This window comes from Proteiniclasticum sp., from assembly GCF_032054185.1.
Lineage (GTDB): Bacteria > Bacillota > Clostridia > Clostridiales > Clostridiaceae > Proteiniclasticum.
Genome location: NZ_DAMBTF010000007.1, coordinates 120,996 through 133,844, shown reverse-complemented (window position 1 = coordinate 133,844; position 12,849 = coordinate 120,996). Strand labels below are relative to the sequence as shown.

The window sequence follows — 12,849 nt, the reverse complement described above, 5'->3', positions numbered from 1 at the left end:
ACACGGTTAGAGCTATTCTCTTTTTTCTTTTAACCAACAATAATTTTACACTAAGGATATGAAGAATGTATGAATTTATTGATCTGCCATGTTAAGTCAGACATCTTGCAGAAGTTTTTCAATAAAGGGTACAGTTATGAAAAAGAGAGAATACTTATATTCTGCATGAAGGATAAATTTATATGGGTATAGACGTGACTAGAAAAGAGTGCTCATAATACATTAGCAATACTCAAAAATCATATTTATTGGGACAGATACCGACATGGGACAAAGTCTTCTTTATTGTATATTCATCATACAGTTCTTGATTAACTTCTGGTTTCAGTGCAGAATAGAATCAGATAATTTGCTTAAGTTATTGTGAAACGCACTCGGAAGGGGTGGCCTCATTGGACAAATCGAAAAATAATCTGTTTGACCGTATAGCACCCATATATGGGATGTTTTTTAATCTGCAGAAAAGGAAGTACGCCTTTGTACCGGATATGCTGAGCAATGAGAAAATCATGCCCCCTATGCAGGTGCTTGATCTGGGCTGTGGCACTGGAGCTCTTTTATCGGTACTGGAAGAAGCCGGGTTCAGGGTGACAGGTATCGATCAGGCCGGAGAAATGCTGAAAGTGGCCAGATGGAAGACAAGGCATCAGGAAATCAGATATGTTCATCATGCTGAAGGAAAGAGACTTCCATTTAAAGACAACTCCTTTGATCTCGTCATCAGTTCTTTTGTTCTCCATGGGATGGGTAAAGAAGAGCGAATGGGATTGTACAAGGAAATGAAGAGGATATCAAGGCGAAAGGTAATCATCCATGACTACAACAGGAATCGTTCTCTACCAACGACCATTATCGAATATCTCGAAAATGGAGACTATTTTGGGTTCATCAGAACGGCGGAAGAGGAAATGCGGGAAGTCTTTGAGACGGTCACGATCACTCAGGTCGGTGAAAGAGCGTCATGGTATGTCATGGAAGCTGATGGACCACGGATAACAGCGGGTATTGAATAGACGAGAAATACTTAAGAGATATGATATGAGGTGGAATATGGATAAGATAAACGAAGGGAAGACAGATGAAGTCACCATAGCTGAAAATGAGCAGGCATGGAATGATCTGGCTTATGAAGCATGGTGTGCAAAATACGGAGAGCCCACAAAGGCGGCAGAAAGAATTGTTCTGAATGCTGAGAAAACTGTAGGCGTAATAATGGATGAGTTCGGCGATGTGAAAGGAAAGAAGATTGCAAACCTCATGGGTTCACATGGAATGAAGGCACTTGCGCTAGCACAGCTTGGTGCGGATGCAGTTGTGTTTGACTTCTCAGAAGGCAACAGGAGATATGCTCTAGAGATGGCAAAGAAAACAGAGCGCAGAGTGAAATATGTTCTCGCAGATGTTACATCTGTTCCTGAAGATGAACTTACGGGAGATTATGATCTGGTGTTTGCCGAGATGGGCATACTGCACTACTTCAGTGACCTTTCACCGCTTCTGAATACAGCAGTCCAGCTTCTGAAAAAAGGCGGCTTATTTGTTGTGCGGGATTTTCACCCTATAAGTACCAAGCTCATCAGTTCTAGAGGCACAACAGCTAAAATCAGAAAGCATAAAGTGGATGGAGACTATTTTGACGATGGCCTTGTGGAAAGCGAAATCTCCTACGGGAAATATCTTCCAGGCACTCCTACACAGAAAGTGTTTCTTCGTAAGTGGACCTTGGGTGAAATCGTCACAGCAGTTGCGGGCTCAGGTCTCATGATCGTCAAACTGAAAGAAGAGCCGAATCTCTCCGGTGAAGCGTTCGATAAGGGGATTCCCAAGACCTTTACCCTTACTGCTCGCAAAATATGAAGACCTGGCAGCAGATTAGATTCAAGTAGTCATGAAATACAATCCTGAAACAGTTTCACTGTTTTTCTGATTTTCAAGCATTAATTCCGAATCTGTGATATAGTGTATGAAGCAACTTTTTTAGGTAGTGACCATATCGATGCTTTTTTATGAAGTGAATTTCCATTTGGTCATCAGGAATGAAGAGAAATCAATGTAGGGAACGCATTGCAGCGTTCCTTATTTTAATTGAAAATTATCCTGAGATACCAAAGTCAGAGAAAAAAGTGAGTAAAAGAAGCATGGACAAAGATGTCATGCAAAAAGGAGTAAATATTGTTATTTAAAAATATCAGTCTGAACATGCCGATACAGAGGGCTCTTAAAGATGCCGGCTATAATGAGGCGACACCGATACAGGAAAGATCCATAAAGCCTCTTCTTGAAGGTCATGACCTTCTGGGCTGCGCTCAGACAGGAACAGGAAAAACTGCAGCGTTCGCGCTGCCGATTCTTGAAGGCCTCTCCAAGGCACCAGCCGTAAAGGGAAAGAGACCCATAAGATCTCTTATTCTGGCACCCACAAGAGAACTGGCTATCCAGATCGCTGAAAGCTTCGAAACCTACGGCAAATACCTGAATCTGAAGACTACAGTCATTTTCGGAGGCGTTTCACAGAATCCCCAGACTTCGATTTTAAGCAGAGGTGTGGACATTCTTGTAGCAACACCTGGAAGACTTCTTGATCTCATCAATCAGAAATACATCAAGCTGTCTGAAGTGGAATTCTTCGTCCTGGATGAAGCGGACATGATGCTCGATATGGGGATGATTCATGATGTAAGAAAGATCATCGCTTTTCTTCCGAAGAAAAGACAGACACTGTTCTTTTCCGCAACAATGCCGAAGGAAATCGCTACACTTGCCGATTCGATTCTTGATCATCCTGTAAAAGTTGAGATTACGCCTGTAGCTTCAACGGTGGATACCATCAGGCAGTCGGTCTATCATGTCAACAAGAAGAACAAGATCTCTCTTCTCATGGATCTTCTGAAGAAAGAAGACATAGACCGTGTTCTTGTATTCTCAAGAACAAAGCATGGTGCAGACAAGATCGTAAAAGAGCTCCTAAGAAACAAGTTTGAAGCTCAGGCCATTCACGGAAACAAGTCCCAGAATGCAAGACAGCTTGCACTGAAGAACTTTAAAGAAAAGATTACAAAGATTCTCGTGGCGACAGATATTGCCGCAAGAGGAATCGATGTGGAAGAACTTTCCCATGTCATCATCTATGACCTGCCTGAAGTTCCTGAAACCTATGTCCACAGAATCGGACGTACAGGAAGAGCAGGACTTGGCGGAGCAGCTCTATCCTTCTGTGATACAGAAGAGAAGCACCTCCTAAGAGACATTGAAAAGCTCATCAGAAAAGCCATTCCTGTTGTTGAAGAACATGCCTATCCCCTGGTGGATATGCCTGTTGAACCTAAAACGGATACAAGGAGCTATGCAAGCAGCAAGCCTTCAAGAAATCAGCAGAGGGGCTCATCTCAGCAGACAGACAGTCGAGGAAGCTCAAGAAGCGGCAGAAATGACAGCAGAAGAAACAGCTACAGCCAGAAGAAAAAGGCTGTATAACCTACAAAGAAGGCACCCTTTACGGGTGCCTTCTGCTTACATGAGGGTTATTTCTCTCTGATGGTTCCCGATTCCGGTGCTTCTCCTATGGAATCCTTCGCCTGGTCATTATGTGCTTCAGATGGTTTGGCGGGATCTTCTTCATGGACCACCGTACCTGATTCAGGGGCATCATAAAAGTCATCATTCTTTGGATGCTTTATTTCTTTCTCTTTATCCTTAGACATAATATCACTCCTTCGGTCTGTTCAGCTTTTTTCACTACTTCAAGTATAGAAGACTTTTGATAAATGAGTGTGAGCATTGTTTGAACAATGGATGAAACTTATTGTGCTTCATAGAGTAAGGGTATATATTGGGGTTGAAAAAAGATGAAGAGAGGGATGATCATGAAATATGAAGAACTGGAAGCTTTTTTCAGATCTCTTGACCGTTCACAGTTTCTGGAAGACGAGTTCAGGGATTATGCCTATGTTGACAGACCGCTCCCCATCGGGTTTGAACAGACCATATCGCAGCCGAGCCTTGTGCTTATGATGACCGCTCATCTGAGACCCGAGAAAGACAATAAAGTGCTTGAAATCGGGACTGGTTCGGGTTATCAGACCTGTATCCTTGCTGAATTTTCGAAGGAGGTCTTTACCATCGAAAGGATATCCGATCTTACGGTGAAGGCACAGGAAAGACTGAAGAAGATGGGCTATGGGAACATTCATTTCAGAACAGGTGACGGAAGCCTCGGGTGGCCTGAAGAGGCACCCTTTGACCGGATCATGGTTACTGCAGCTGCCGCCTCGCTGCCTTTTGAACTCATCAGTCAGCTGAAAGAAGGCGGTCTGATGCTTATTCCTGTGGGACCTCAAGATTTTCAGGAACTTCAGCTCATAAGAAAGAAGAAAGATGGAACCTTCGAGGTAGAGACGGTGGAGATGGTAAGGTTCGTGGAGATGAAGGGGAAGTATGGCTGGAATAAGAAGTAAACGAGAATGGATCAGACTTAAGCTCTGCTTTGCATCACTTAAGCCTGATCCATCTGTTTTTTGTCCTATTCTTCACGTTTCCTTATCTGTTATCTGCAGCAGGTTCTTCCTTATAATGAGAAGGAGCAGGTGCTTTGATGACAAAGAGTTCAAGCACTTCGTCATGGCTGTTGCCCACATTCATCTTCACATGATAAGGGATAGTGAGGATATTTCCCGCCGGATATTCATGTGCTTCCTGATCATCAAGCTGAATGGTCAAGGTTCCTCTTACCACAATCATGTAGACATTGGAGTTTGAATAGTGCTCAGGGAGTCCATGGTCCTTAGGAAAGACCATGTGATTGACCATGGCGACGGGATGGTCAATGAGTTTCTCCACTTTTTTCTCGTTACCCAGTGCAAATGGAAATATAGTTTCAATCATCTTAATAAGCTCCTTTCCTATTTTCTTTCAGTATACGCCTATCTGAAGTAAAGAAAGATCTTCATTCTCTGTAAAAACATGAACGGTCTTACTTGAATGTTATTAATTATTTCTCTAATTCTTTTGACCTGACTTTGGCTTATGAGTTAAGATAGAATCAAAGATATATTGCATAAAAGAGGTGTTTCATATGAATAAGGAAACGGGAAGGCTGATCCTGCGAAGGTTCAGAAATTCAGATCTTGACGATTTTTTCGAGTATGCCAGAGATCCTGATGTGGGTCCTTCCGCAGGATGGAAACCTCATAAGACAAAAGAGTATTCAAGGGATATTCTGAAGACATTTATGGCCAGCGCAGATCTGTTTGCTCTGGAACTTAAAGGTCCATGTAAAGTGATCGGTTCCATCGGCCTTCATGAAGACATGAAACGGGATTACAAGGAAGGGATGATGATCGGTTATGCCATGGGAAAGCCCTATTGGGGTAGAGGACTTATGGTTGAGGCGGTGAATGCGGTTCTCCATTATGCGTTCTACGAGCTTGGACTTAGAATTGTCTCTGCGTATCATTACCCGTTCAATCAGCAGTCGAAGAGAGTGCTTGAAAAAGCCGGATTCCAGTACGAAGGAACGCTCAGGCTTTCATCGATTCTTCCAGATGGAAGGATTGTAGATGATGTCTGCTATTCCATAACGAAAGAGGAGTATGAGCAGTCAGTTAAAGAAAACAGAAACAGAGATTTTAAAAGGTGAAAGTAACAACTGTCTAGATCGCAGGTATCGGGACATCAGAGGCGTACATTCATTACAGCACCGCTAGGCAGAGCGTCACAGCTTTGTACTGGTGGTGTTTTTTAGATGGGGGGAGAAGATATTGAAGAAAACGGGAATCATCCTTATCATGGTTGTCCTTATGGCCTCAGCCGGCTGCGGTCGGTCCGAAATAAACAGGGAGTATGGAAAGATCATGTCAAAGGCGACAGAGGAGCGGTTTACGGAAAAGGAGATCCGAGACTACCAGGGGGTAAGACTTGATCCGTCCATTGGGCCGAGGGACAACTCCATAAAAGGGATCCAGAGAGTGGAAATGGAGAACTATACGCTCAAAGTCAAAGGACTGGTGGAGAAAGAGACTGCGTTTACCTATGAAGAAGTGCTTGAGCTTCCACAGATAGAGAAGCTCATCACGTTATACTGCGTGGAAGGATGGGATGCGACCATACTCTGGAGAGGTGTCAGGATCACGGATCTATTAGCGAAAGCGAAGCTTAAGCCGGAAGGGGAAATCCTCATCTTCAGATGTCATGACGGGTATACAACATCAATGCCTCTGGAGGAAATCCTTGATAAGGATATGATTCTTGCATTTTCTTCTAACGGAGAGGTGCTCAGCGAACCTCTGGGGTATCCGTTTATTGTGGTCCCTGAAGATAAGCTTGGTTATAAATGGGCAAGATGGCTGGTGGAAATCGAGGTGTCGGACGAAGTGGATTATGAAGGGACATGGGAAAAACGGGGATATGATAATGAAGCGGAAATTCCATAGTTAAGGAGGGATTTTTTCATGCAAAAATATGCGGTTCCGATAGAACGTCTGAAGAAAGTATGCAGTGTCGACCTTGAGCTGGGAGAGTACAGCGAGGCTGAGAAGCCTGAAGCCTACAAAGGGGTCATCGGTCAGGAGAGAGCAGTTCTTGCCATGGAGTTTGGTCTTGGCATGGATGCTCCAGGCTACAACATATTTGTTGTAGGACCTCATGGTACAGGAAAGAGCACTTATACTGAAGCCATAGTGATGCAGGCGTCTGAGAGAATGAAGAAGCTGCCAAGAGACTGGTGCTATATCCATAATTTCAAAAATGAAGACCGACCTAAAATTGTGGATTTTCCGGCAGGAAAAGGAAAGATCTTTCAGAAGGATATGCAGGATCTGGTGGAGGATCTCAAGGAACAGGTAGCCAAGGCGTTTGAAGATGGAGAGTATGAGGGAAAGAGAGACCGTATTATAATGACCCTTCAGGAAAAGCTGGACCGGCAGTATCAGGAAATCAAAAAGGAAGCGAAAAGTGAAGGTTTTGAGATGAAGCCTGTACCGCCCAGATTTGTATTCATCCCGGTCAAAGACGGAATGCAGATGCCGCCAGATGTATTTGAGCGTCTCTCGCAAGAAGAGAAAAAGAGTCTGGATGAGAAGGGAAGGAGACTGGCGAGGTCTCTTGATGACACCTTGAAGGAAAGTCAGCGCCTTGAAGACGGTGCCAAAGAAGAGATGAGAATACTTGAAGAAAGCATCACTTTTCAGGTGGTCAAGCCAAGAGTCGAACTGCTTAAATCCAGATATTCGGGATTCACGAAAATCGAGGATTATCTGAATGAGCTCATGAAAGATGTGGTGGAACATCATAAGATTTTCCTTGCAAAAGCTCCACAGGAGGAGAACCGCGAGGCTTCTCCATTCATGCAGGAAGAAAAGGACCCATTCATCCGATATCAGGTCAATGTCTTCGTCAACAACAGATCCTGCGTCAGTGCACCTGTTGTTCTGGAGCCCAATCCGAACTACTATAACCTGTTCGGAAAGCTTGAGTACAAGAGTCATATGCTGTCCATGAATACAGATTTCACCATGCTGAGACCCGGTGCCATACACCATGCCAATGGGGGCTTCCTGATTCTTCAGATCAGGGACATTCTTCAGGACCCCTACGCCTGGGAAACGCTTAAAAAAGCCGTCAAGCATAGAAAAGCTGTGGTGGAGAATATCGGAGAGCAGTACAGGCTTGTCCCTGCAGGAACCATAAGACCTGAACCCATGCCGCTGGATCTCAAAATCATCATCATTTCCGATCCGGAAATCTATTATATGCTCTACAGCCTTGACGATGATCTTCAGAGGCTGTTCAAGGTGAGGGTGGACTTTGATGTGGATATGCCAAGAACCAGGGAAAATCTCAGGCAGTATGTTTCCTTTGTTGATGCCATGTGTGAAAAAGATAATCTTCTTCCCTTTACTAAGCCCGCAATAGGAAAAGTCATAGAGTTCGGATCGAGGATAGCAGGCGATCAGAACAAGCTCTCCACAAGATTCAATAAAGTGACTGAAGTCATCTATGAATCCTCTGCCGTCGCTTCCCAGGAAGAAGCGGGAGAAGTGGAGGAGGACCATGTGAAAAAAGCGATTGAGGAAAGAAAGGAAAGGGAAGACAGGCTGGAGGAGAGAATCCGGGAACAGATCACAAAGGGCAATATCCTCATTCATACGGAAGGTATGGAAGTGGGACAGATCAACGGTCTCTCGGTGCTGGATACTGGAGGGTATATGTTCGGAATTCCCACAAGAATCACAGCTAGGACCTATGCGGGTGATGAGGGAGTCATCAATATCGAACGGGAAACGAAGATGAGCGGAAGCAGTCATACCAAAGGTGTGCTGACCTTATCCGGTTATCTGGGGGGAACATTTGCACAGGAAAAGCCTCTTGGGCTTACCGCTCAGGTCACCTTCGAACAGTCCTATGGAGGAATCGATGGCGACAGCGCTTCGAGTGCAGAGCTTTACGCGATTCTGTCCAGTCTGTCCGATGTACCGATCAGGCAGGGCATAGCTGTCACAGGATCAGTGGACCAGAGAGGTGAAATCCAGCCCATAGGAGGCGTAACGGAGAAAATCGAGGGATTCTTCGATGTTTGCAGAGAAAAGGGCTTTGACGGCAGTCATGGCGTCATGATTCCGGTGCAGAACGTGGATAACCTGATGCTGAAGGATGAAATCATCGTTGCGGTGAAGGAAGGACTTTTCCATATCTATGCCATAAAATCCATAGATGAAGGTATTGAAGTGCTTACGGGAAGGTCTTCAGGAAGAAATACCGATAAAGGCTTTGTTGAAGGAAGTGTTTTTGATCTTGCCCATAAGAAACTCAGAAGATTTTCCGAAGCCATTCACGCCATGAAGAGATAGATTTTCCAGATGGACGATTCATCTGATTTACTGGTCACCTCTTCTTCTGATGAGTTTTGGATTTGGGACAGAAAAGGAGAAGGCTGAATATCAGTCTTCTCCTTTAAAATGGCATGAATATTCACCTGTGTAAGGAGACTATTTTTCTTCCTTGACACTTACGCCTTTCCAGAAAGCAACATGATTTTTGATTTCAGCGGCTGCAGTCTTCGGCTCTTTATAGGTCCAGGCGGCATTGGCGTTTTTCTTTCCGTTTATTTCAATATCGAAATAACTTGCTTCGCCTTTCCAGGGACACGTCGTATGATGGTCCGTTTCCGTCAGCAGGTCAGTTTTTACATCTTCAGGTGGGAAGTAATGGTTATCTTCAACTATGATGGTTCTGTCGCTTCGTGCGATGACTTCATCGTTCCAGGTTGCTACGATCATTTCTACACCTCCTTTTTTCTGCTAAAGGGTTTTCATGAAATCCTTTGCCCGTTCTATGATTGCCGCATCACCTACTGCTAGAATCTTGTCGTTTTTCTCCATTTCCATGTAGGGTCCTGGTGATAGAATAAGATCCTTTCCTCTACGGATTCCGATGATTGTTGCGCCGGTGTTCTGCCAGAATTTGCTCTCGGAGATGGTTTTTCCGATGAGATGGGAATCATCACTGATGGGAATTTCAACGGGATTCATGGGATTCGTGTTCTTCAGTCTTTCGGAGTAGTCGATGATTTTATCGATGATCTCCATGATCTCAGTTTCAATGGCTTTTTTCTTAGCCAGAAGATCAAGCACATCACTTCTTAATGAAGATATGCTTTCCTTGTTCTGATTGCTCTCCATATATTTATGGGCATTTCTTTTGGATGTGATGACCACACCGCTTCCTAAGGTCGCCTGAACGACTTCCATGTCTTCAAGGAGAATGATGGCACGTCTTATGGTCTCTGGCGAGACGTTGTATTCGCCTGCAAGAGAGGAACGGCCGAATATCTTTGCGCCTTCTTTGAACTCTCCATTAGCAATTCTGGATGCGATATCCAGGGCGATCTGTTTATAGCGGGGAACTTTAATTCTTATTTCTTTATCCATCAATAACACTCCCAATCTGTTTATGTCCTCATTATATCATGAAGACAATGTTCTGCAGTATTTTGTCAATATCTTCATAATATGTTTTCAGAAAGTGACGTTGACACCTGATGAGGGCTGCCGTATAATCAGATCAAACGATTGAATGATTGTTCAATCGTTTGATCGTATAGATGGGGGTAATGAAATGATAAAGACAGCAGCAGAAAAATGTGACTGTGATGTGATTCATGAAGATGTTATGGAACTGGTCAGACTGAAAATGCCAAGGGAAGAGTCCCTTCTTGATCTTGCAGAGCTCTTTAAAGTCTTCGGCGACTCCACAAGAGTCAGGATTCTATGGGCACTTGATACCCATGAGATGTGCACCTGCGATCTCGCATTTGCGCTCAACATGACTCAGTCTGCTATTTCTCATCAGCTGAGGGTGCTGAAGCAGGCGAAGCTCGTCAAAAACAGGCGGGAAGGAAAAATCGTCTATTACAGCCTTGCAGACGATCATGTCAGAACCATATTCGATCAGGGAATGGAACACATCAGCGAAGCATAGGAGTGATTTAGATATGGAAATGAAGAAAAAAGAGCTGGTTCTCGAGGGTCTTTCCTGTGCAAACTGCTCAGCGAAAATCGAGGATGAAGCCAATGCCATGGAAGGCGTAAATGCAAGGGTGAACTTTGTCACGAAGACTCTTTCACTTGAATATGATCCTGTTTTCGAGGAAGAAGAAATCATGGGAAAGGTGAAAGGAATCGTGCTGAGTCATGAACCCGATATCGATATAATCGACAAGAACAGGTCTTCGGAGGAGACGTTCCTTCTGGAAGGTCTATCGTGCGCAAACTGTGCCATGAAGATGGAAAATGAGATTGGAAAGATTCAAGGGGTTGAAGGGGTAAGTATCGACTTTGTGACGAAGAAAATGAGAATTACCCCCAAGGAAGGAAATCTTTCAAGACATGAGCTGGAAAAGATAAAAAGCATTGTAAAAGAAATCGAGGGAGATACAGAAGCGATCTCCTTAAGTGACAGAAGTCCATCGGGTAAAATGAATGCAAGGTCACTTTGGTCCCAGCATAAAGAAGATATGCTGAAAATTGCAGGAAGCGCACTGCTGATGCTTATAGCTGTTCTTCTTCCGGTGGAGGGTCTTCTTAAGAATCTTCTCTTTTCCTCTTCCTATTTCCTGGTGGGAGGAGAGATTCTTCTTAGAGCAGGCAGAAACATCCTTCGTGGACAGGTGTTTGATGAGAATTTTCTTATGTCCGTTGCGACCATCGGGGCAATCCTCATCGGAGAGTTTCCCGAAGGTGTTGCAGTCATGCTCTTCTATCAGGTGGGAGAGCTGTTTCAGGACTTTGCAGTGGAAAAATCAAGAAAGTCCATCGGAGAGCTTATGGACATCAGACCGGATTTTGCTCATCTTGTTCAAGGCAGTGAGAGCATTAAAGTTTCTCCTGAAGAAGTATCTGCCGGAGATGTCATTCTGGTCAGACCGGGCGAAAAAGTGCCTCTTGACGGAAACGTCATAGATGGAAGCTCCATGATGGATACTTCAGCTCTGACAGGGGAATCCATGCCAAGAGAGGTAAATATCGGTAACGAAGTCATGGCAGGATTTCTGAACCGAAATGGTCTTTTGAAGATTGAAGTCACAAAGACTTTCGGAGAATCAGCAGTATCGAAGATTCTGGAGCTTGTGGAGAATGCCTCTTCAAGGAAAGCGCCTACAGAAAATTTCATTACGAAGTTTGCACGATACTACACACCTTTTGTAGTGATATCCGCTCTGATCATTGCCGCTGTGCCTCCTCTTCTTACAGGGGACCCATTTGCCCAGTGGATCTACCGGGCACTGGTGTTTCTTGTCATCAGCTGTCCCTGCGCTCTTGTTGTTTCCATACCGCTGGGATTTTTCGGTGGAATAGGCGGCGCATCAAGACGTGGAATTCTCATCAAGGGCGGAAACTATCTTGAAGCCTTGAATGATGTGGATACGGTGGTCTTCGACAAGACAGGAACACTGACAAAAGGAAAGTTTGAAGTTACAGAGATTATGCCTTCTAGGGGATTCACGAAGGAAGAGCTTCTTAAGGCCTGTGCCTATGCAGAAAGCTATTCCAGTCATCCGATCGCAGAGTCTGTGCTGAAAGCCTATGGAAACAGAATTGATAACAGAAGCATCAAAGAATATGAAGAAGTTGCGGGATATGGCGTAAGAGCAATGATTGAAGAAGACGAAGTCCTTGCAGGAAACAGCAGACTCATGGTCAGGGAAAGCATTGTGTATGATGACGTCAAGACCCTAGGCACAGTTGTCTATGTTTCCATAAACGGGAAATATGCGGGGCATCTTGTGATCTCGGATGAAATCAAGGAAGATGCGAAAGCGGCAATCGAAAATCTGAAAGCCCTTGGAATCAGAAAGACTGTGATGCTCACAGGTGATCTTAAAGCTGTAGGAGAAAAGATCGGAAAGACATTAGGCATCGATGTGGTTTATGCCGAGCTTCTACCTCAGGATAAGGTGGCGAAACTTGAAGAGATCCAGAGTCAGAACGGAAAAGGGAAAATCATTTTCGTTGGGGACGGCATCAATGATGCACCTGTTCTAGCTAGAGCGGATATCGGATTCTCCATGGGTGCTCTTGGCTCTGATGCAGCCATAGAGGCATCAGATGTGGTCCTTATGACCGATGAACCGGGAAGGATTGCCACCGCCATAAACATTGCAAGAAGAACCCGAAAGATTGTATGGCAGAACATCATCTTTGCACTGGGCGTTAAAGGGATATTCCTCATCATGGGTGCTCTAGGTTACGCAACCATGTGGGAAGCGGTATTTGCAGATGTGGGGGTTACGGTGATTGCAGTCATCAACACCATGAGGGCAATGAAGACTGAAAACCTGTAAAAGGGCGATATAGA

General features: G+C 44.5%; 13 protein-coding genes. 9 read left to right on the top strand and 4 right to left on the bottom strand.

Annotation, left to right across the window (positions count from 1 at the left end):
• Positions 1–392: 392 nt before the first annotated feature.
• The 3 genes from RTX25_RS05950 to RTX25_RS05940 all read left to right on the top strand — a co-directional run bounded on the left by RTX25_RS05950 (position 393) and on the right by RTX25_RS05940 (position 3,474).
• A complete protein-coding gene (locus tag RTX25_RS05950) occupies positions 393–1,013 on the top strand; it encodes a class I SAM-dependent methyltransferase (RefSeq protein WP_312651732.1) in 621 nt (206 codons plus the stop codon).
• 37 nt (positions 1,014–1,050) lie between these two features.
• On the top strand, positions 1,051–1,857 hold the full coding sequence (locus RTX25_RS05945) for a class I SAM-dependent methyltransferase (RefSeq protein ID WP_312651730.1): 807 nt from the start codon (positions 1,051–1,053) through the stop codon (positions 1,855–1,857).
• Positions 1,858–2,172: 315 nt separating this feature from the next.
• Positions 2,173–3,474, top strand: a complete 1,302-nt coding sequence (locus RTX25_RS05940; RefSeq protein ID WP_312651728.1) for a DEAD/DEAH box helicase — start codon at positions 2,173–2,175, stop codon at positions 3,472–3,474.
• 47 nt (positions 3,475–3,521) lie between these two features.
• Here the strand turns inward: RTX25_RS05940 and RTX25_RS05935 are convergent, their stop codons facing one another.
• On the bottom strand, positions 3,522–3,701 hold the full coding sequence (locus RTX25_RS05935) for a hypothetical protein (protein WP_312651727.1): 180 nt from the start codon (positions 3,699–3,701) through the stop codon (positions 3,522–3,524).
• A gap of 144 nt (positions 3,702–3,845) precedes the next feature.
• On the opposite strand from RTX25_RS05935, the gene RTX25_RS05930 reads away from it, so the two are divergent.
• The gene (locus tag RTX25_RS05930; protein ID WP_312651725.1) at positions 3,846–4,454 is read left to right on the top strand and encodes a protein-L-isoaspartate(D-aspartate) O-methyltransferase; all 609 of its coding nucleotides are present in this window, start codon (positions 3,846–3,848) and stop codon (positions 4,452–4,454) included.
• An 82-nt stretch (positions 4,455–4,536) separates the two neighbouring features.
• Here the strand turns inward: RTX25_RS05930 and RTX25_RS05925 are convergent, their stop codons facing one another.
• On the bottom strand, positions 4,537–4,881 hold the full coding sequence (locus RTX25_RS05925; RefSeq protein WP_312651723.1) for a cupin domain-containing protein: 345 nt from the start codon (positions 4,879–4,881) through the stop codon (positions 4,537–4,539).
• A gap of 190 nt (positions 4,882–5,071) precedes the next feature.
• Between RTX25_RS05925 and RTX25_RS05920 the strand changes: the two genes are divergently transcribed.
• The 3 genes from RTX25_RS05920 (at position 5,072) to RTX25_RS05910 (ending at position 8,843) form a co-directional block, all read left to right on the top strand.
• Entirely contained in the window at positions 5,072–5,635 is a 564-nt protein-coding gene (locus RTX25_RS05920) for a GNAT family protein (RefSeq protein WP_312651721.1), read from the top strand.
• A 121-nt stretch (positions 5,636–5,756) separates the two neighbouring features.
• Positions 5,757–6,428, top strand: coding sequence for a molybdopterin-dependent oxidoreductase (locus tag RTX25_RS05915; RefSeq protein ID WP_312651719.1), 672 nt, complete (start codon positions 5,757–5,759; stop codon positions 6,426–6,428).
• A gap of 18 nt (positions 6,429–6,446) precedes the next feature.
• Positions 6,447–8,843 carry an AAA family ATPase gene (locus tag RTX25_RS05910; RefSeq protein WP_312651717.1) on the top strand — a complete coding sequence of 799 codons (2,397 nt, stop codon included), beginning with the start codon at positions 6,447–6,449 and terminating at the stop codon, positions 8,841–8,843.
• Positions 8,844–8,981: 138 nt separating this feature from the next.
• Here RTX25_RS05910 and RTX25_RS05905 read toward each other — a convergent pair whose 3' ends face one another.
• Together RTX25_RS05905 and RTX25_RS05900 are read right to left on the bottom strand one after the other, a co-directional pair.
• Complete coding sequence (locus tag RTX25_RS05905; protein WP_312651715.1) at positions 8,982–9,272, bottom strand: DUF427 domain-containing protein; 291 nt, start codon at positions 9,270–9,272, stop codon at positions 8,982–8,984.
• A 21-nt stretch (positions 9,273–9,293) separates the two neighbouring features.
• A complete protein-coding gene (locus RTX25_RS05900; protein WP_312651713.1) occupies positions 9,294–9,923 on the bottom strand; it encodes a TrkA C-terminal domain-containing protein in 630 nt (209 codons plus the stop codon).
• 187 nt (positions 9,924–10,110) lie between these two features.
• On the opposite strand from RTX25_RS05900, the gene RTX25_RS05895 reads away from it, so the two are divergent.
• Both RTX25_RS05895 and RTX25_RS05890 read left to right on the top strand, forming a co-directional pair.
• A complete protein-coding gene (locus tag RTX25_RS05895; RefSeq protein ID WP_312651711.1) occupies positions 10,111–10,473 on the top strand; it encodes a metalloregulator ArsR/SmtB family transcription factor in 363 nt (120 codons plus the stop codon).
• Between the two features lie 19 nt (positions 10,474–10,492).
• Entirely contained in the window at positions 10,493–12,835 is a 2,343-nt protein-coding gene (locus RTX25_RS05890) for a heavy metal translocating P-type ATPase (RefSeq protein ID WP_312651736.1), read from the top strand.
• Positions 12,836–12,849 lie beyond the last annotated feature (14 nt).

Excerpts from the sequence above, each read along its gene's own strand:
- RTX25_RS05945 (WP_312651730.1), top strand. The coding sequence starts at position 1,051 with ATGGATAAGATAAACGAAGGGAAGACAGATGAAGTCACCATAGCTGAA.
- RTX25_RS05935 (WP_312651727.1), bottom strand. The coding sequence starts at position 3,701 with ATGTCTAAGGATAAAGAGAAAGAAATAAAGCATCCAAAGAATGATGAC.
- RTX25_RS05930 (WP_312651725.1), top strand. The coding sequence starts at position 3,846 with ATGAAGAGAGGGATGATCATGAAATATGAAGAACTGGAAGCTTTTTTC.
- RTX25_RS05925 (WP_312651723.1), bottom strand. The coding sequence starts at position 4,881 with ATGATTGAAACTATATTTCCATTTGCACTGGGTAACGAGAAAAAAGTG.
- RTX25_RS05920 (WP_312651721.1), top strand. The coding sequence starts at position 5,072 with ATGAATAAGGAAACGGGAAGGCTGATCCTGCGAAGGTTCAGAAATTCA.
- RTX25_RS05910 (WP_312651717.1), top strand. The coding sequence starts at position 6,447 with ATGCAAAAATATGCGGTTCCGATAGAACGTCTGAAGAAAGTATGCAGT.
- RTX25_RS05905 (WP_312651715.1), bottom strand. The coding sequence starts at position 9,272 with ATGATCGTAGCAACCTGGAACGATGAAGTCATCGCACGAAGCGACAGA.
- RTX25_RS05900 (WP_312651713.1), bottom strand. The coding sequence starts at position 9,923 with ATGGATAAAGAAATAAGAATTAAAGTTCCCCGCTATAAACAGATCGCC.
- RTX25_RS05895 (WP_312651711.1), top strand. The coding sequence starts at position 10,111 with ATGATAAAGACAGCAGCAGAAAAATGTGACTGTGATGTGATTCATGAA.
- RTX25_RS05890 (WP_312651736.1), top strand. The coding sequence starts at position 10,493 with ATGAAGAAAAAAGAGCTGGTTCTCGAGGGTCTTTCCTGTGCAAACTGC.